14 protein-coding genes are annotated in these 19,289 nt (G+C 42.6%); 10 read left to right on the plus strand and 4 right to left on the minus strand.

What is annotated here, in order from left to right; translation table 11 throughout:
• Positions 1 to 257 (plus strand): hypothetical protein (locus ACTJKG_RS10055; protein WP_440739109.1); only part of this gene is annotated, 257 nt, incomplete at its 5' end.
• Between the two features lie 74 nt (positions 258 to 331).
• Here ACTJKG_RS10055 and ACTJKG_RS10060 read toward each other — a convergent pair.
• The gene (locus ACTJKG_RS10060) at positions 332 to 1,111 is read right to left on the minus strand and encodes an HNH endonuclease (protein WP_440739110.1); all 780 of its coding nucleotides are present in this window, start codon (positions 1,109 to 1,111) and stop codon (positions 332 to 334) included.
• 104 nt (positions 1,112 to 1,215) lie between these two features.
• Here ACTJKG_RS10060 and ACTJKG_RS10065 point away from each other — a divergent pair, with 104 nt between their 5' ends.
• From ACTJKG_RS10065 to ACTJKG_RS10100, 8 genes are all read left to right on the plus strand, one after another.
• Positions 1,216 to 2,394: a HEPN/Toprim-associated domain-containing protein gene (locus ACTJKG_RS10065; RefSeq protein WP_440739111.1), complete on the plus strand. Its 1,179-nt coding sequence runs from the start codon at positions 1,216 to 1,218 to the stop codon at positions 2,392 to 2,394.
• A gap of 232 nt (positions 2,395 to 2,626) precedes the next feature.
• A complete protein-coding gene (locus ACTJKG_RS10070) occupies positions 2,627 to 3,448 on the plus strand; it encodes a type IV toxin-antitoxin system AbiEi family antitoxin domain-containing protein (protein WP_440739112.1) in 822 nt (273 codons plus the stop codon).
• On the plus strand, positions 3,445 to 4,248 hold the full coding sequence (locus ACTJKG_RS10075) for a nucleotidyl transferase AbiEii/AbiGii toxin family protein (RefSeq protein WP_440739113.1): 804 nt from the start codon (positions 3,445 to 3,447) through the stop codon (positions 4,246 to 4,248). The genes ACTJKG_RS10070 and ACTJKG_RS10075 overlap by 4 nt, the downstream gene beginning before the upstream one ends.
• Before the next feature lie 777 nt (positions 4,249 to 5,025).
• Entirely contained in the window at positions 5,026 to 5,256 is a 231-nt protein-coding gene (locus ACTJKG_RS10080; RefSeq protein WP_440739114.1) for a hypothetical protein, read from the plus strand.
• 806 nt (positions 5,257 to 6,062) lie between these two features.
• The gene (locus ACTJKG_RS10085) at positions 6,063 to 9,215 is read left to right on the plus strand and encodes a SusC/RagA family TonB-linked outer membrane protein (RefSeq protein ID WP_172336573.1); all 3,153 of its coding nucleotides are present in this window, start codon (positions 6,063 to 6,065) and stop codon (positions 9,213 to 9,215) included.
• Between the two features lie 18 nt (positions 9,216 to 9,233).
• Positions 9,234 to 10,757: a RagB/SusD family nutrient uptake outer membrane protein gene (locus ACTJKG_RS10090; RefSeq protein ID WP_440739115.1), complete on the plus strand. Its 1,524-nt coding sequence runs from the start codon at positions 9,234 to 9,236 to the stop codon at positions 10,755 to 10,757.
• A 24-nt stretch (positions 10,758 to 10,781) separates the two neighbouring features.
• On the plus strand, positions 10,782 to 11,483 hold the full coding sequence (locus ACTJKG_RS10095) for a hypothetical protein (RefSeq protein ID WP_172336571.1): 702 nt from the start codon (positions 10,782 to 10,784) through the stop codon (positions 11,481 to 11,483).
• Positions 11,484 to 11,506: 23 nt separating this feature from the next.
• Positions 11,507 to 12,562, plus strand: a complete 1,056-nt coding sequence (locus ACTJKG_RS10100; protein ID WP_172336570.1) for a DUF5007 domain-containing protein — start codon at positions 11,507 to 11,509, stop codon at positions 12,560 to 12,562.
• Between the two features lie 254 nt (positions 12,563 to 12,816).
• On the opposite strand, the gene ACTJKG_RS10105 is transcribed toward ACTJKG_RS10100, so the two are convergent.
• From ACTJKG_RS10105 to ACTJKG_RS10115, 3 genes are read right to left on the minus strand one after another with little or no spacing between them, the layout of a single operon-like run.
• Positions 12,817 to 16,017, minus strand: a complete 3,201-nt coding sequence (locus ACTJKG_RS10105; protein WP_440739116.1) for an error-prone DNA polymerase — start codon at positions 16,015 to 16,017, stop codon at positions 12,817 to 12,819.
• An 11-nt stretch (positions 16,018 to 16,028) separates the two neighbouring features.
• A complete protein-coding gene (locus ACTJKG_RS10110) occupies positions 16,029 to 17,525 on the minus strand; it encodes a Y-family DNA polymerase (RefSeq protein ID WP_172336568.1) in 1,497 nt (498 codons plus the stop codon).
• A 3-nt stretch (positions 17,526 to 17,528) separates the two neighbouring features.
• Complete coding sequence (locus tag ACTJKG_RS10115; RefSeq protein ID WP_172336567.1) at positions 17,529 to 18,251, minus strand: ImuA family protein; 723 nt, start codon at positions 18,249 to 18,251, stop codon at positions 17,529 to 17,531.
• A gap of 306 nt (positions 18,252 to 18,557) precedes the next feature.
• On the opposite strand from ACTJKG_RS10115, the gene ACTJKG_RS10120 reads away from it, so the two are divergent.
• Positions 18,558 to 19,166 carry an alpha-ketoglutarate-dependent dioxygenase AlkB family protein gene (locus ACTJKG_RS10120; protein ID WP_172336566.1) on the plus strand — a complete coding sequence of 203 codons (609 nt, stop codon included), beginning with the start codon at positions 18,558 to 18,560 and terminating at the stop codon, positions 19,164 to 19,166.
• Positions 19,167 to 19,289 lie beyond the last annotated feature (123 nt).

Raw genomic sequence — 19,289 nt, forward strand, 5'->3', positions numbered from 1 at the left:
GACAAAAACATCCGCTCCCAGGAGCCTATCTGTACAACAACTTTACTCTCTTTCAAACCCTAACTCAGAGGGGTCACTTTAGATTGGCGAAGAGGGGTCAATATCATTGGTATATCCACAGAAAGAACAAGAAACTGAAAAATCATCATTTTGCCTACATGTGGGATATTTTGAATAATAAAACCCCATTGGGCGAACAGGCAAAAAAATATGTCAGAATGAATCTTGACTTTCTAAAAAGAATGGGTTTTAAATAAGGAGAATTGCCGTCGCCGAAACCGGCGTTTTAAGATTGCGACAAGTAAATACCAGAAAGTAATCAGGGAACAGCTTATATCCGTTCCCATTTTTTGAATTTTTTGTTCATTTTCGCCCTCAACTCCGCTATCGTTAAGGTTATACCTTTTTTCCGGTGGATCATCCGGTGACAGTTCGGACATAAGACAATCAGATCGGTTTCAGGATTGATGAGTTTTTTCACACCGCCTGACTCGGATATTGGTACAAGATGATGAACCTCGGCAAAATCCCTGCCCCACTCACCATAGGTTTCTCCAAAATTGAAATTGCATACGCCGCAACTGTAACCGTGGATCTTAAAAGCATCGTTCCGGTTTTTAAGACTTCTTTCATACCTGACTGAAATAAAAACCTTTTTTCCACCTTCAGTCCTGGAGGTTTTTTCCTCACCGGATTCCATATTCTGGATAGCAGCCAAGTCATCAATTATCTCCTGCCTGTTCAGGGTTTCCGGATCTGAAAATCGACTAATCATTTTCCATACATCCGCCCTGCCCGTTTTGTCCAGTGTTTTAAACACAGAGGAAGCAACCGGATTGAGCATGTTAGGTTTCCCATTCTTAGCAAGCCAGCCAACTCTTTTCGAATCTTTCAGGTGGCTGTCAAAAGCATCTCTTGCATTTTTCAAACTGTGTTCAAAGGATTCAATGGTCCGTCCACCCCCAAGGGACTCATAAAACATCCTGTAGGCTGCATTCCATTTGGCGGTGTTTAATTCGGCAGGTGGGGTGGTGGTGTTTTTACCTTCATCCTGCCCAAATTTGGAGAAGAAAAAAGCAACCATCCAGAATTCTTTTGATCTGGCAATCATAATTATTCAGGTCAGTTAAATAATATTATTCAGGTTTTAATGACCGGCAATTTAACTTATTATTTAATACCTCTACCTTTGATTTTTCCATAACCGGCATTATTATGAAAGACGAATATTTTTCACTCGGAATAGGTTTATTTGAAATAGACTGGCCCAAAAATATCATGAATACCAGCCATGATTTTTCAAATTTATTTACACCGGCGGATTATAAAGATATTACTTACTACACGGAAGACTGGGACGTGCTTTTACCTGTAAAAGCTAAGGGTTATGGAAAAAAGGTAAAAGAAGTTATTCCCCGGCTGAATATGCTGGGTTACAGTTTTCAGAATTTAGCCGGCTATCTGGAGGGCTATATCAGCGAAATCCCTGACTATCTCGAATTACCGCAGGTTGACTGGGATAAATTCCTCCGGTTACTCTCAGGACTGGATATAAAAAAGATAAAATGGCTGAAACACGAAGGAGATGCAGATCCCGGTGAATTTTTGCAGCGTCGTATTCTGCCCATTCCGCAGCTGACAAAAATGGCAGCAGTCCTGGGCACCACCCGAAAAGATGATCTGATGATCTTCGAGCAGATTGATCCCTTCATCATTCTGGCAGCAGTTGCACACAATCCGCTCAACCATGAGCTTGAGCTGGAATGGCGTTATGACGGGGAATTGGGCAGCGGGCTTTCGGTTAATGAAAAATACCTTATCGTTACAGAAGGGAAGACTGACACCCGGATACTGAAAAAGGCCGTAGAAATTTTATACCCCGATCTGAGTGACTTCTTTGACTTCATAGAAATGAATGACGATTACCCCTTTGCGGGTGCAGGAAATCTGGCCAACTTTTTTAAAGGGCTTTTAAAAGTCAGGACAGGAAGGCAGATGGTTTTTTTATTTGATAATGATCCAGCCGGCAGATTTGAATACGGCAGATTGCAAAAACTTAAATACCCGGCAAATTTCAAGTTGCTTCTGTTACCTGATCTCGCTGATTTCGACAATTTCAAAACCGTAGACGACGCGGGTTCGCAGTATGAAAATATTAATGGTTCAGCGGTAGCCATTGAATTGTTTTTAGATCTTAGTTATAAAACGGCTGGAGAACCTTTTGTTGAATGGGGCGGACAACACACTACGACCCGCGAAAGGCAGGGTGCGCTCGCTGATAAAAATAAATATGTACAACTTTTTTCAAAACTGAAAAAAGAAGATTTTCACTCCTATAACTTTTCTAAACTCAAAAACCTGACAGATTTAATTATCGGAATACTTACTTCTTAACTTTATCCGAATAAATTTTTATCCGGTAGCCGTAAAGGCTTACGGGCTGTTGAAAAATGTTTATTTCATGCCCTTTTTACCATTTTCGCCATTTATATATATGTTTTATATCACAATAACCAGGTTATACCTGGTTATATACCTATAAAACGTATGTTTTAACGTAAATTTTCTTTAATTTATTATATATATTTTGTATCATTACAACCAGGTCAAACCTGGTTATAACGATATGAAACATAAATATATTTCCACACAATCCAGTGAATTGCTTACTTATTTCAACGGTAAACGGAAAAATTATTTTTTATATAAAGAAGCGTTTCAGGCATTGCCTGATTCAAAAGAAAGTACAGTACAGGAGTTGCTGAGTGATATGACGAAGCGCGGCCTTCTGATGCGTCTGAAATCCGAAGTCTATTATATCATTCCATATGATCAGGATGCGGCCACTTTTATGCCCGACTGGCACCTTATCCCTGAAGCAATTTTTCCGGATACCAGACACTATATAGGCTACTATTCAGCGCTTCAGATTCATAACCTGATTACCCAGCCGTCACTGAAAGAGCAAGTCGTTGTTGCCAGACAGATACGGCCTGCAACGATATCGATCAAAGACATCACGTTTCAGTTTATCTACCATAATCCTTCGCATTTCTTCGGATTTAAAAAGAAATGGATTGATAATTTTCATAAAGTATTATGTTCTGATCTGGAAAAGACGATTATTGATTGTTTATTTAAACCCGGCTACGCCGGCGGCATCTCGGAGGTCGCCCGCGCATTACATGCCTCCCGCACTGAACTGAATTATGTCAGGCTGCTGGAATATGCCCGAAAATTCGGATCGCAGGCAGTAATTAAACGGCTCGGATTTCTTATAGAATTACTGGACATGTCGAATGAAATCGTTCCTCAGCTTGCAAAGGAACGGACTGCATCTGTCATTCCCCTTGACCCGGAGCTGCTAAAAGAGGGCAAAATAAACAGCCGATGGAGCACTCTGATAAACCTCGACACTGAAACTATTAAATCCGCTATCTACACATGATCAGGCCGGGTGAAATACAGCAGAAAGCCCGTGAGGTAAAGGTACGGGATCAGCAGATTGAGAAAGATTATATTCTTTCCTGGATATTATGGGGCATCTCTCAGCATGAAGAACTTTCCAAAGCAATAGCTTTTAAGGGTGGAACAGTCCTGAAGAAGGTTTATTTTGACAATTATCGATTTTCGGAGGATCTGGATTTTACGTTACTCGACGGCAGCGCAAAAAATGAAAAAATTTTCGCCTGGTTCAGCGAAAGCTTTGAACTCGTCCGGGAAGAAACTAATATACCGCTGACCATTATTGATAATAATGAACACGAAGACGGAGGGATAAATTTTTATATAGGGTATGTCGGCCCGCTCGGTGGGCAAGGGGCCAACAAAAAAGTCAAAGTGGATATTTCGCGTAGTGAAAAACTACAATTTGCGCCGGAGATAATGCCGGTTTATCTTGGTTACAGTGACCAGGAAGACTATAAATTGCTGTGCTATCCGCTGGAGGAAGTACTGGTAGAGAAACTGAGAACAATAATGCAGCGGATGCAGGCGAGGGATTTTTACGACATCTGGTATCTGCTTGAACATCATGATATGGAAGTAATGCACTTACTAAACGAATTCCGTGCAAAATGTGCTGATAAAGGCATTAACTCATCCGAATTTCCCAAACGGCTTGCCGAACGCCTGCCTCAGTATAAAAGCCGCTGGACATCTGCCATGAGTGAACAAATTCATGACCTGCCGGATTTCGATCAGACCGTCAGGGAAGTTATTCGCCATCTAAAAAAGGTACAATTTTAACGGTTTGGGAACTAACAGGGTGACAACAAAACGCGAAAATTTATACTGAGGATTAGGTTTTTGTTGTAAAAACAATTCGTATATTTGGATAACAAACGTTCTCATTCAACATCAAATTGATCTAAAGAATTCGGTATACGTCGAGGTATACTTCTTAAATTTTATTACCTAACATACTGATAACAAGAGCTTTATCCAGCAGGGGTTCCATCCCCAGCGGGATCACAAAGACCACCCAACAGGTCGATCGCTTTGAAAAAAGAGCCTCTTGAAAAAGAGGCTCTTTTTTGTTTAAACGCGATTTTTGAGCTAAAAATCAACTTTTTTCAAAGTCACAGCTCCTCTTTTAAAAAAAATTCAATGTAAGTTAGTTCAATGTAATTCAAAGTAATCGGTGACCTTTTCATTCTTCCGAAATTAGGTCACCGAATTTGTACGAGCGACGTGTACCGGTTTGATTTTCAGTTTAAAAACCTATGGTTTCATTTTTTAAACAAAACTCATGAAAGTAAATGAAGATCATGAAATATGTAAAAACTTTGAAGCAAATTATTGACCGTACTATCGAAATTTGAAGACTTATTAAATAGTTATTTCCTTCAGACAATCCTGCTCATATTAATTTACCCTCCGTTGCATATTGCGCCGATGAGTTGCACTTGTCAGCTAATTATTTTGGCGATTTAATCAAAACAGAAAAATGTGTATAGGAGTATATTCAGAACAAAATCATTGATATTTCTAAAAACAAGATTTCCGACAGCAATAAAACGATCAATGAAATTGAGTTTGAATTGGGTTTTAAACGATGTTAATGAGATTAAGCCATTAACGCTTTACTATGATAAAATAAATATAGTTGATGATGCTACGTATTCACCAAGTTTCGATAACCCAGCCATCTCTTTTGAAAATACATTTTTACCATCAAAAAAATCAGCACGCTATAAAACATTTCTGGTCCGAGTTTATTTAGATATCCCGGCTGAGCATCGAATTGGTCCTTAATGAATGTTCAGCTAATTTACACCTGTCTTATATGATGCAGTATAGCCGTATTTTGATATACTTTTGGTTCAATGTACAGTAAGTATACATAAGGATTCTGATATTTGAGCATTATTGAAACTTCTTTTTATAAGATATAGAAAGTCTAATATGATTGGAGATTCCGCGTTGATAGATCATCACATTCTACGCTTTTTGATAACCAACAAAACATTAAAGACAATCTTTGGCAGACTAATAAGTAATTACTTAAAATGATCAATTTTCAACAGAATAATTTGATCTGATTTTCAGAACAAAGTAATCTTAAGTTCCAGAACCTCCAATTAAATTACCAAAGAGTACATTTTAACAGTTTTCCTTCCATTAATTTATGTTCAATTGTGCGTTTGCAATAGCTTAACTGCCCAAATTTCTTAGTCGCAAACGTTTGTGTCAAACTTACTTAAAGTTTTACGAAATTTTGGATATCAAACTGTTATAGGCCATGGTTGAACGACAAAATTGATATTTTATTGTATCAAAAAGGCCGGTAACAAAAATAATATATGTCCATAGCCCGCAATCGTTTGTGTTTAGATATTTCTCCTAATTGAAATTAACTCCACATACATTAGGATTAACCTAAGCTTAACCAAAAGGGTAAAGCTATAGTTAACCGCGATCACACGTCAACTTCAAAAATCATGAATAGGCTAAGGACATCTAAATAGATGCACAGTGTCGCTTTATAATTCATTACTAAAATCTCATGAAAATATTTAATCAAACTTCAATTAACCAAATCACTACTCAACTAATTAATTATGAATGTAAAACGCTACAAAAAATCCTATGGAGTAAAGTGGGTACTTTTGATGGCTCTCCTGCTATCATTTACAACCGCCTTAGCGCAGGTTAAGGTAACCGGAAAGGTAACTGATCAAAATGGCCCATTACCGGGTGTCACCGTACAAATAAAAACCAAGCCCGGTACTGGAACAATTACAAATGTGGATGGTGAGTATCATTTAACCGCATCCGATAATGATATCCTGGTGTTCCGGATGGTCGGTTATCAAATAAAAGAGCTACCCTTAAATGGAAAAACCCAGCTAAATGTAAAACTGGTTGGATCAGAAAGCGGTCTTAATGAAGTTATTGTTACCGGATATAAAAATATTGACCGCCGTAAAAACACTTCGGCCATATCAAGCATAACCAGTAAGGATATTGAAAATTTGCCTGCAGCTAGTCTGGATGTTTTGTTACAGGGAAAACTATCTGGCGTTAACGTTCAGAACTTTAGCGGACAGCCGGGTGTAAAAACATCACTTGTGGTGCGGGGAAATACAAAAATTTCAGCTTCAGCTTCCGGGTTCGACGGCGATAATTTGTATAGCAATCCGCTATACGTGATAGATGGAGTCCCGATCTCTGACGATGAGGTTAGAGCATTTGATCAAACAGGTACAAATTTCCTTGCAAGCCTGAACCCCAATGATGTAGAATCGGTGGATATATTGAAAGACGCGGCAGCAGCGGCCCTTTATGGCTCAAGAGCGGCAAATGGAGTGGTATTAATTAAAACTAAAAGAGGTAAAGTAGGTGCTCCTCGCTTTAGTTTCAACACGTACCAGGGTATTACGCCCAGACCCAGCAAAGTATCAACATTGATTGGTGCAGCTGAACGCAGCCAAAAACTTGACCTGATATACAATTATGGGAATGCCACCCAAATACGGGACAATATCCCCCAAATGCTTACCGATAGCTTAAATCCCGCATTTAATAACCATAATGATTACCAGGGGCTTTTTTATCAAACTGGCTCCATTCATAACTATGACATCTCCGCGTCAGGAGGGTCAGAAGCGGTAAATTACCGTATTGGAACCGGATTATATGACGAAAAGGGTGTAGTTATTAATACCGGGTACCGGAGGTATTCGTTAAACAGTAATGTGGGCATCAACTTTTCTAAATCGCTGGAATTGCTTACCAGTATCAGGGCATCAACAGGCAAAAGATTAGCAGGTAAAGGAGGTGGCTATCGTGATGTTTTCGCTATAAACCCCATCAGTATGCCCTCCTCCTTATTGCAAATGAGCGAGCAGGACCTGAAAAGTGTGGTCGATCCCTACTCTTTTCAACGCAATGATAATATCAATACAGATATCAGCGCTAATGGAGAACTGCGCTATAGTTTCTTAAACGATTTCAGGTTCAGTACCCGTGCAGCGGTAAATTATTCTACGCAAAAAAATGATTATGCCTCCCCTTCTACTTTAAATACGGATGGATTGGCTTACGCCAGGTCAAACTATAGTCAATACACCAAATATGTGTTTACCAATAACCTGCTCTGGATAAAAACCATAGCCAAAAAGCATAATGTAAATATTACTGCGGTTCAAGAGTTTGAAAGCCGGCGCAATGAAGCTATTTATTTAGAGGGTGTTGGAATACCCAATGATAATATACAGGTGGTAAAGGGAGTAAGCAATACCAACTTAAAAGGCTCTTCTGATCTTTCTACTTACTCCAAGCTATCCTTCCTGGGTGCTGTTCATTATGATTTTGAAAATAAATATTTACTAGATGGTGTTTGGCGGGCCGATGCTTCATCAAGATTCGGAAAGAACAACAAATGGGGTTATTTTCCATCTGTATCAGTAGGCTGGTTAGCATCTGAAGAAGAATTTATAAAAAAGATCAGCTGGATAAATGAGTTAAAAGTACGGGGAAGCTGGGGCCGCGCAGGCGACGAAAGCAGTATAGGAGATGAAGACCGTTACAATGCCTATATAGCAGGAAATGCGAATTATCCCGGGTCAAGCGCAACCACATATGGTGGAGGTACTGCAATAATCCCTAACTATAACGGCATAACTAATGATAATATCAGCTGGGAAAGATCAGAAGAATGGAATATTGGGGTTGACGCGGCATTATTCAGGGGCAGGTTAAATTTTTCGATAGATGCCTATACCCGGAATACCACGGGGCAAATGCTGCGGATCACTATTCCGGAATATACCGGTTATACCAGCACTTTTACAAATGCCGCCGGGGTACGTAACTCGGGTCTGGAGTTTACCTTTAACGGGAAAATACTTTCAGAAAAGAGTGCTTTTCAATGGAACCCATCAATAAATATCTCTTTTAACAGAAACAAAGTAACCGCCTTACCTAACGGCAACCGCGATCTGTACTACGACAGAGCGGTTTATATTGTTGGCAAGCCTTTAAATATGTTTTATGGTTATATTGTTGATGGTGTAATTAATTCACCAAGCGACCTGATCGTTAATCCATATACTGGCGCGGTAGGTGCTACCAAATGGGGAACCCTAAAACTAGGTTACCCAAAATGGCGGGATGTTAACGGCGATTATTACATATCTGATAATATTGGCCAAAATGACGTTACTTTTTTTGGTGACCCCAATCCCTTCGTAACCGGTGGTTTTACAAACTACTTTAGCTATAAAGGTTTTTCTGTACAAATTTTGACCACATTCACTTTTGGGCGCGATATCATTAACAATACACTGGCGCAACGTCTTTCAAACGGTTTGTTTTACGGAAACCCTAAGGATTTTGCCAAGGCATCAATAACTGATATCAGCAAATATAATTACTGGCGCCAGCCGGGCGATAATGCTACCCTGCCAGCTTTAAATCCCTTTATGGGCTTGTATGCGTGGCGCTCCGGACAATCCATATTTAAAGAACCAGGATGGTATGTACGTATCAAGAATATTAACCTGGGCTACCGGTTTAACGCGCAAAACAATAAGTGGATGCAGCGTGCCAAGATCACAAGCTTAAGGTTATACAGCACCATTGACAATGTGCATATGTTTCAAAAATTCACAGGCATTGATGCGGAACGCGTTGACGGACAGGGCTATGATTACGGAGATGGTTATCCATTACCAACCAAGTACACTTTTGGCTTACAGATAGAATTTTAACTTATTGACTTACAGATCATGAAATATTATAGCATACATAAAACCATAGTTTTTACACTGCTCCTGCTTGTTTTAACAGGATCTACCTTTTCCTGTAAAAAAGCGCTGGAGAATAAACTGACCAATGATACTTATGCCGATACTTTTTGGAAATCAGCAGGCGACGTAAACGGGGCTCTATTGGGCGCATATGGCCTGTTCAGAAAAAGCATGAACCAAAATAGCTGCTTTTTTATATGGGGTGATGCGCCGGTTGGCCTCTTCAATTCAGATGAAGGTTCAAACTTAAACAGGGTATATTTAGAAGGATTTTTTGGGGTACCCTACCGCGAAGAAGGCGCCCATAACTGGACCAACTGGTACAGGGTTGTTGATGTAAGTAACCTGGTTATTGAACATGTCACTAAAATGCCCGACGATAAATTTACAGGTGATCAGAAGAAGCTGTTTTTAGGCGAGGCCTATTTTCTGCGCGCCCTATCCTATTTTTACATGACCAGGGTGTGGGGCGATTTACCCTTGCAGCTTACTGCCACCACTACTGCCGATCAGGCAAAATATATTGGAAGAACGGATGCCGCCACTATATTAAAACAAATTATTGCCGACGCGCAAAAAGCATCATCGCTACTTAGCTGGGAAAGTTTGACTAATTATGCACGGCGCAGGGCAAGTAAAGGCGCTGCACTGGCATTACTGGCGCATGCCACGGCCTGGCAAAATGACTACGCTAATACGGTACGCTATACAGATTCATTGATCAGCAGGACCGATCTGCTTCATTTGCAGCCTCGGGGTTCCATACGGCTGGTGTTTAAAAATACCGATGAGCCCGAAAATATTTTTGTCATCTCTTCAAAAAATTCAGAAAATGAGGCAAGTGAATGGACAGAGTTTTCATTTTCGGCAACTATTGCTTTTATCACGGTTAGTAATGGTTACATCGCAAATATGCCTATGAGTGTACCTCAGTATTATCCCCCAAAATCAAAGATAGATATCTTATATGGGGCCGATACTACTGATACCCGTAAAGGTGAATTTTTTAAAGCAAGCCCTTTTGGTGATATAAATAAGCCTTCGTTGGTTAAATACTCCGATATAGCTTATCAAAACCCTTCAACCAAGTCCGATCCGCGTTCTGAAAGCAATTTGATCGTATTCAGACTGGCCGATATGATCTTATTAAAAGCCGAAGCTTTAAATGCGCTAAGCAGAGATGGAGAGGCCCTTACATCTGTAAATACGGTAAGGGCCAGGGCCGGTGCAGCTCCTTTAGCAAGTTCAGGGTTGGCACTGAAAAAAAACATTCTGGAAGAGAGACAGCGGGAGCTAATCGGAGAGGGCCATAATTATTTTGATATCATAAGGAACAGTTTTCAAATGGATAAAGGCGGTCCTAATTATTTTACTCAATTAACACCTTGGGCAATGTCTGTTGAGCGGTTTAAACAAAAAGGGTACCTGTGGCCAATTCACAATAGTATTTTAAATGCCAACCGCTTAATTAATCAGAATCCATGGTGGATGGGAAAATATTAATTCAATACTCAAAACTAACACAACATGAAAAAAATGATATATATACCTATTGCCTCACTTATAATGATGCTGGCGATCAATTCCTGTAAAAAGGATCCTGTTATTGATGGAGGCCTTTCCGTTGCAAAGGTAAATATGAGCACTTATGACTTTCTGAAATCAAACAACAAGAATATGTTTGATACCACATTACTGATCATTGATAAAGCCGGGATGAAAGATATAATCAATGGACCGGGTACCTTCTTTGTTCCGGATGATTATTCCATTGCTAATTATTTATCGTCTAAACAAACCGAAATACGAAAAATTGATGAAAGGAATAATTTCACACTTGATACCTTATTTAAGTATTACTCAGCCCAAATGCTTAAAGATTCTATGGGCATTTATTTCTTCCCGACCAAACTTTCCAGGGATGAACTTTCTGCAACCGGGGCCTTGTATCAAACCAGTACACCTAATATCAAATTGATGATTTCATTAGAGGAGAATGCTGACGATTACCAAGTGGGAGGTGTTATATCAACCAAACCAAAATACATTTATTTAACAAAAATCAGGGGAGAAAAGGACCTGGTAAACAGTAATGGAACTGCCTCTGATCCGTCAGGCAATCCACAAAAACTGGATATTAAGGTTTTATGCCAAACAACCGGTATTATAACCAATAATGGTATTGTGCATGTATTATCCAACCAGCACATCTGGACATTTAAACAATAATTTCTCTTTAATTCTTAAATATAATGAAGAAATATATAAAACTATTAAACCTGGTACTGTTTGCGGTAGCCGGTATATTAAGCTGTAAAAAAACAGCCCCTGGTTTTTTAAGTGACAATGTGCGCTATTCTGCTGACCCTCTTGTAGTTAACCAGGGCGTATTCCTCATTTCAAACGGAATAATACCAGATAACTCTACTCCGCCTTTTAAAATCACTTTATTAAACGTACGTAATATGACCACGGGTGCAAGAGAAGAAACCTTTTTTAAGGAATACGATGTACCTGTTTGGAAAACAGCTTATGATCCGATAACTGACACAACCTTAGATCTGATCAACAAAAAAAGGGCCTTTGAAAAGAAAGTTCCATTCTCTGTTTTGGAAAAAAGTGGACAATTCCTGTTTACACAAGCAACAGAGAACGTGCCTCCGGGTCAATACCTGATTGATATAAAAATTGAAAACCCGCATGGTACTAAAACTTATATGGGGGTATGCAAGGTGATTCTCAATCCTATTGTACAATATGAATATGTGAATACACCTTATTTTATTGCCCTGCCTGCAAATAGTGAAACAGGTATACGATTTGCATATGACGATCAATGGATTGATGCAGACAAAGGACAATCAACAACCATTACACTTAATATTAAAAGAGTTGCGGCGAGCCCAAATCAGATAGTTTTAAAAGTTCTGGATAAAAATGGGGCCGTTTTCCCGGGCGCTGCATTGGAAAGAAGGCCCAGCGGTAACAGCTTTTTAAAAACCCTATCAACATTTGCTTATAAAACAACGGTAACCGATACCGCGGTATTATATGATTATGCGCAAACAAGATTTCCTGATGTCTATTGGGATTCACAAAGCAATGGATTGAACTGCTATTACCGCATATATGATAAATACATTGCCTCAATCGATACTGCCGACAGTAAAAATTGGAATCCTCCGGGTCAAATTCCTTATGGTACCTGGAATAAACAACCTGTTAAACTAAATATCAGATTTAACACTAAAATAAATCAGCCGGGTAAGTACATCTATGAGCTACGGTTAAAGGCTACAAAAAAGTAAATTACAAAATGATAAGGGTGCCTTTAACCGGGCACCCTTTCATACAGAGGCTAGGTGTTCAAAGTATTCCCGCTCATAGGTGCATTCACTCGCGCAAACACATTACTTATACTTCAATCACTTGCAGCCAATCAGTATAGTTACAAATAATAACAGCTAATCGATACGGGAACTCCCAAGGTCCGGCACTCTTCGGAAGTTATCGTCAACAGTTGTATAGAACAGCGTATTTATAAATGCTCACCTTTTCCGGTTTAATGAAAATTTCGACCTTTATGAAAAGCACCTTCGGTAGTTATCGCCGGAGCCTTGAAGCGCCCATCATAATTGATAGGCTGGGTAGTCTCGTCACTACGCATCAGGGTTTGCGGCAGATCGATTTCGGTTAAACTACGCAACAAGATAGTTAGATTAAAACATTGGCGTACAACCAGGTGAGTTACCCCATCAGCTATTTGGAGTTTACCCGCCACCATTAATAATTTAGACTGGATGATCTCCTTACGATATTGATCAAACAACGTCTGCCAGACCACCAGGTTAGCCGAGCCCGTTTCATCTTCAAGTGTCATAAACAGTATACCCTTAGCTGTTCCCGGCCTTTGCCGAACGGTAATTAATCCTGCGAGTCGTACAAAATCACCGTCTTTATACCGCACCAAATCCCTTATTCTTACATTATGCAGATTGCTTAACTGTTTCCGCAATAACCCTACCGGATGATGTTTTAAGGAAAGTCCTGTCGAAATATAATCCTGCACCACATGTTCCCCGCGTGTCAGCAGCGGTAAGGGAACTTTATCCTCCAGCGCTGTTTCTGAAACCTGCCCATCAAATAAGCCAACAGGCCGGTCAGCCAGGGCAGATACTTCCCAAAGTGCCATACGGCGGTCTGCGCCAATGGAGCGGAATGCATCGGCGTCGGCCAGTTTTTCCAAAGCGGCTTCCGGCACACCCACCGCCCGTAATTGGTCAACATGCCGGTAACCCGCTTTACGCATACCTACCAATAACATCATATCCTCTTCCCGTAATCCTTTAACCTGTCTGAAACCCAGACGAACGGCATGGTATTTACTACCCTTACTTTCCAGGGTATTATCCCATTCGGAAAAGTTGATATCTACGGGTAAGACCTGCACCTGATGATTGCGGGCATCCTGTACAATCTGCGCCGGTTGATAAAACCCCATCGGTTGGCTATTGAGTAGCGCCGCGCAAAATACGTCCGGGTAATAACACTTCAACCAGGAGGAGATATAAACTAACAAAGCGAAGGAAGCAGCATGACTTTCAGGAAAACCATACCCTTCAAAGCCCTGCAGCTGCTTAAATATCCTCCGAGAGAAATCCTCTTCGTAGCCCCTCGCCATCATACCCTCCACCAATTTCTTTTCATATAAATGCAGCTTGCCATTGGCTTTAAAAGAAGCCATACTACGACGCAGCTGATCAGCCTCGGCTGGCGTAAAACCTCCGGCTACAATGGCTATCTCCATCGCCTGCTCCTGAAAAAGCGGAACACCCAGCGTACGTTTTAAAATTTCTTCCAATTCTGGTTTAGGATATTCTGGTAACTCTTCTTTGTTACGCCGCCGCAGGTATGGATGCACCATATCGCCTTGAATAGGCCCAGGCCGCACGATGGCGACTTCGATCACCAGGTCATAGAACTCCCGCGGCTTAAGGCGGGGAAGCATAGACATCTGCGCACGGCTTTCGATCTGAAACACGCCAATCGTATCTGCCCGGCAGATCATATCGTAAACCAGGGGATCATCCTGTGGTACGTTAGCTAAAGTAAGTTTACGGCTGTAATGCTTTAATACCAGGTCAAATGCCTTACGGATCATAGTCAGCATCCCCAAACCCAACACATCAACCTTCAGGATCTGCAGGTCCTCCAGATCATCTTTGTTCCATTCCACTTGCGTCCTGTTCTCCATCCGGGCATTGAGGACAGGACAAAGGTCAGATAAACGTCCTTCAGTGATCACAAACCCACCTGTATGCTGGCCTAATTGCCGGGGAAAGCCAATCAGTTCACTAGTAAGCTGCAATACTTTCAGTATCAGTGGATCTTTGGGGTTCAGTCCCTGCTCACGAAGCCGGTTTTCATCAAAACCTTCTTCGCTGAAACTCCAGATCGTTCCGCCAATACGTTTGATGGTATCCTCCGATAAGCCCATGGCTTTCCCCACATCGCGTATGGCGCCCTTATGTCTTTCCTGCGTAACCGTCGCTACGATAGCTGCCCGGTCCCGCCCGTAATCGTTATAGATAAACTGGATAATTTCTTCCCGCCGTTCATGCTCAAAGTCTACATCGATATCGGGCCATTCATCACGCGCATCCGACATAAAACGGGAGAACAGTAAGCGGGATTTGGCCGGATTTACCGCTGTAATACCCAAACAAAAACAAACCGTAGAATTCGCGGCCGAACCTCGTCCCTGGTGTAGGATACCCAGATCTTCTGCTTCCTGGGTGTAATGATACACGCGCAGGAAATACCAGGCCAGCCGGCGTTTCTCAATAAAGTCTAGTTCAAACGCGATCTGTTGTCTATGTTTTTCAGGAACAGGTTCCCCAAACCGTTCTTTAGCGCCGTCCCAGGTCAGTTTAGCCAGCCGCTGTTGTGAACTTAGCCCTTCTACTACCTGGTCCTCCGGCGTGATATATTTGAGTTCATCCAATGAAAAATTGCAGGCATCCGAGATCACACGGGTATTTTCCAGCGCCTGTGGATAAACCCGGAATAAGCGGGTGATTTCTTGCTTTTCCTTCAAAAAGCGCTCTGCATTGGGATACAATTTAAAGCCTGCTGTATGGATAGTACATTTTTTGCGGATGCAAGTCAACACATCCTGTAACTCCCGCCGCGCCGGAGTATGATAAAACACATCACCGGTAGCCACCAGGGGTACACCTGTTTCCGCCAGTCGGAATAGCCGTTTGGCATCCTGCCCCTGGTAATTAAAAGAAGCGGCCAAATACAGGGATCCACCAAAATGTTTCCTGTATTCTGACAAATCAGCCAGAAAGCCGGCATCCAGTTCAAAATTACTATTTAAGCTGTCCGGTGGTACCACCACCCATAAAATACCCTCACGGTATTGATAGATATCAGCTTTATACAATTCACATTGTCCTTTTTCTGTCCGCAGGTTGCCCAATGTTAATAATGCAGACAACCGGCCGTAAGCTGCTATATCAGTGGGATAAGCCAGTAAACTGGCGCCATCCATCAAATCCAGCCGACTGGCGGGAATAAAACGGATACCGGCTGCTTTCGCCGCCACATGCGCCCGAACGATGCCAGCCAATGAGTTCCGGTCGGTAACCGCGATAGCCGAATAGCCTAGAACTGCTGCCTGTTCTATCAATTCATGCGGGTGCGAACCTCCGCGCAGGAAGCTAAAATTCGAGGTAACCTGTAATTCCGCATAAATCATGTTTATTCATTTTAAGCAAAATAGCCATGTAAATACCATTGCGCATCACCACCATCATAATGTCCCGAGCGGAACAGCCAGTAACGCTGCCCTTCACTGTCTTCTACCACATAATAATCCCGGTGCTCTCCGCTGTCCTGCCACCATTCCCTCCCTATCCGTTCCGGGCCATCGGCTTTGGTGATACTATGCCTTTTGCCTTTATGAATAAACCATTTGGGAGGATTGTCCGGCACCAGCGCCATCACCTCAATCATTTCGGGTGGCGTCAGTAAGCGCATGGGCCGCATTTGCCTGGGCCAGGCAATTTGCGGCTCTTCGGTTATGGAGGTGGCTAATCTGACGGAGCGTTCCGGCCAGTAATGTTCCGCAGGTAAAAATCGCTGGATGGCCTGCGCACCTATTCGGCAAGCTACCCGGTCAAGCAATTCCACCAATGCCGTATCTGCCAGGCCTTTATCCAAAGCCCAGAGCTGCTCCTGCGGGGCATCCATTTCTTCTACTTGAGGTACCTCCAGCACAAACAGCTCGATTCCCAAGGCCGGCTCAATCCTGGCGACCTGCAGCTGAAACAGTTTTAACAAATGCGAAACGCTGTGCGAGCCACGGTTTGTACTGATATCCGTTTGAACCATTTTACCATCAACCCGGACACACTTCAGCACGGCCTTGCGCACGCCTTTACCTTCCGCCTTTAGGCGCTGACAGATCTCGGTCAATAATTTTTCGATAGCGATCTCAATACCCGACGCGTTACGGATCGGCTCCAGGCAAGGTAGCCGTTCGACATAAGGTACTGGTGGCACCAACGGATTCAGGTATTCATCTGCCCTGCCCAGGGCCTGATCCAATCTTAACAACAAACTTTTTCCAAAACGCCGCCTCAAAGCCGAAACCGGCAAGTCCAGTAAGGGTCCGATGGTACGGAAACCTAATTTTTGCAGCCGTTCCAATATTTCAGGCTCTAATCGTAATGCTGCGGAAGGCAAACCAGCTATCGCTCTTCCCTGCATTTCGGACAGAACGATTGGTGAAACCCGTGCAAACCGCGATACAGCCCAGGCTGCACCGGCCGTGTCGGCAATTGCCGCACGCGCATCAAAGCCCGCATTGCGCAGTTTCAAAATCACCTCTTTCAGGTAACCACGTTCATCTTCCCAAAGATGGGTACAGCCTGAAATATCCAGTAGTAATCCGTCCGGCAGATCAACAGAAACGATGGGTGTATAACGAATACACCATAAACCCAGCAGTCGTAATAATTTAGCGGCTTTCCCGGGAGTGTCATCAACGGCCAACAACTCAGGAACCGCGGCCCGCGCGTCCGCTACCGCCATGCCCCGGAAAGCACCTTGTTGCTCCGCCAAAGGACTGACCCCGGTAATAACCATCCGGTTCTTGACCGGCGTAACCAATACGAAGGGCAATTCTTTTAACTCAGGCCGACGGAGCGCCAACCAGTCCGTCAGTAAATGCCGGAACCAGATTGCCATAAAACGTTTTTGCATCGCTCACCCCACCTGCCTTTCTGCTAAAACCATATTTTCTTCAATTGTATTAAATCGCCCGTTTTTCCATTCCAGTACCCAGCTTCCAGTTTGCCCATTACGTACTTTTAAAAGTTCTACCCGCCAACGCAAAAAACCCACGCCGGGCAAGCCATTCAAATCAGCGCTGGGCAGGGGCTTCACCCGCCAGCGTGCAGCACAGGCTGTTGAACCCAATTGATCGGCGGCATTACGCAGCACAAAACCCGATACCCGGCTTTGTTCCACCGCCAGCTGCAACCGCCGCGACTGCTTGAAGTTCAATTCGCGAACCTCACAGATCACCGCTTTCAGTCCTGAACATTTCAACGCTTCTTCCATCACCCAAAGCGCCTCCTTATCTTTAGTCAGACTGATAAAGATGACACGGTCTGGTTCTACGCCGAAGATCGTCAGCGCAGGCGCGAACAAATGCCTGGCCCTGCCGATCCAGACACTCACCCCGCCCTGCCTCAGCAGAACGGATAAAATACCCGTCACTAAACCACCTCCAGCCGCGGCCTGCTCGCTGCTGCCGCAAACTAACTCATGCACCGCCCCCATTGGGAACACACCATTGGGAAAGGCCGCTTCGACGGGACCCAAACCGACCAGATCGCCCGCTCCCACCGATGGCGGTTTATAACCTTCCCATTGCAAAATATCTTTCTGCAGCCTTTCGATCAGCTCTTTTTTCGCGACGTACATATCCTGTAATTTGGAACAACAAAGCTATGCTAATATTTTTAGCATTTCATAGAAAACTTTTATATTTGTTTTATGAATGCCCGGATTACCCGAAAACGACAGCCTGATCAGTCGGTCATGCCCTTTTCGAATATGCCATGTGTCAATACGATCCTGATGTATCATTTATATATGACTTATGACAATGGTTCCTGGGTAGAATTTATTAGAGAAACAGGCTCACCAGGCCTTATGATAACCATGGATTGATCGTCAAAGAACGCAGATAGCAATCCGGCAAATCTATTTAATACAGTATGGGGTTTTATGGAACAGTTGAGTTTTTTTACTGAGGCAGGTCAGAGTAAGGGGCTGCCTGATGAATTATTGGAATACAGGGCAGGGTTTATTGATCCGATCGCCAGCGACGAACTGCTGCAAAAGTTCATTACGGAAATACCCTGGAAGCAAAGTAGGCAAAAAATGTGGGATAAGGAGTATCTCACACCTAGGTTAACTTCCTGGCATGGGGATGTAGGTACTGATTATTCGGTATCAGGGAGAATTTCCAATCCCAATCCCTGGACACCGGAGCTCCGTTATATTAAATCATTAGTCGAACCATTAGCTGGCATTCAGTTTAACAGTGTGTTGTTAAATTATTATCGCGATGGTAATGATTCCGTAGCCTGGCATAGCGACCGGGAAAGCGTTTTAGGAAAGCATCCTATTATTGCCTCCGTAAGTTTCGGGCAGGTGCGCAGCTTTGACATCCGAAACAAGACAGATCATGCCGAGCATTATTCCGTAAGGCTGGAGCATGGCTCTTTCCTGCTGATGAAAGCCGGTTTACAGGAACAATGGGAACATCGTATCGCTAAATCAATTAAACCAATGAAGGCACGCATCAATTTAACTTTTAGAGTAGTGATCTGAGATCTTAATTATATTTACCGTATGAACGAACTGCTTAACAGAAAGAGCCTCTGCGCATATATTCCCCTAATTGTCGGTATCTTATAATCTTAAATTATTTCACTGTTACGTATTCGTAACGCA

The organism is Mucilaginibacter sp. 22184 (assembly GCF_052045695.1).
GTDB lineage: Bacteria > Bacteroidota > Bacteroidia > Sphingobacteriales > Sphingobacteriaceae > Mucilaginibacter.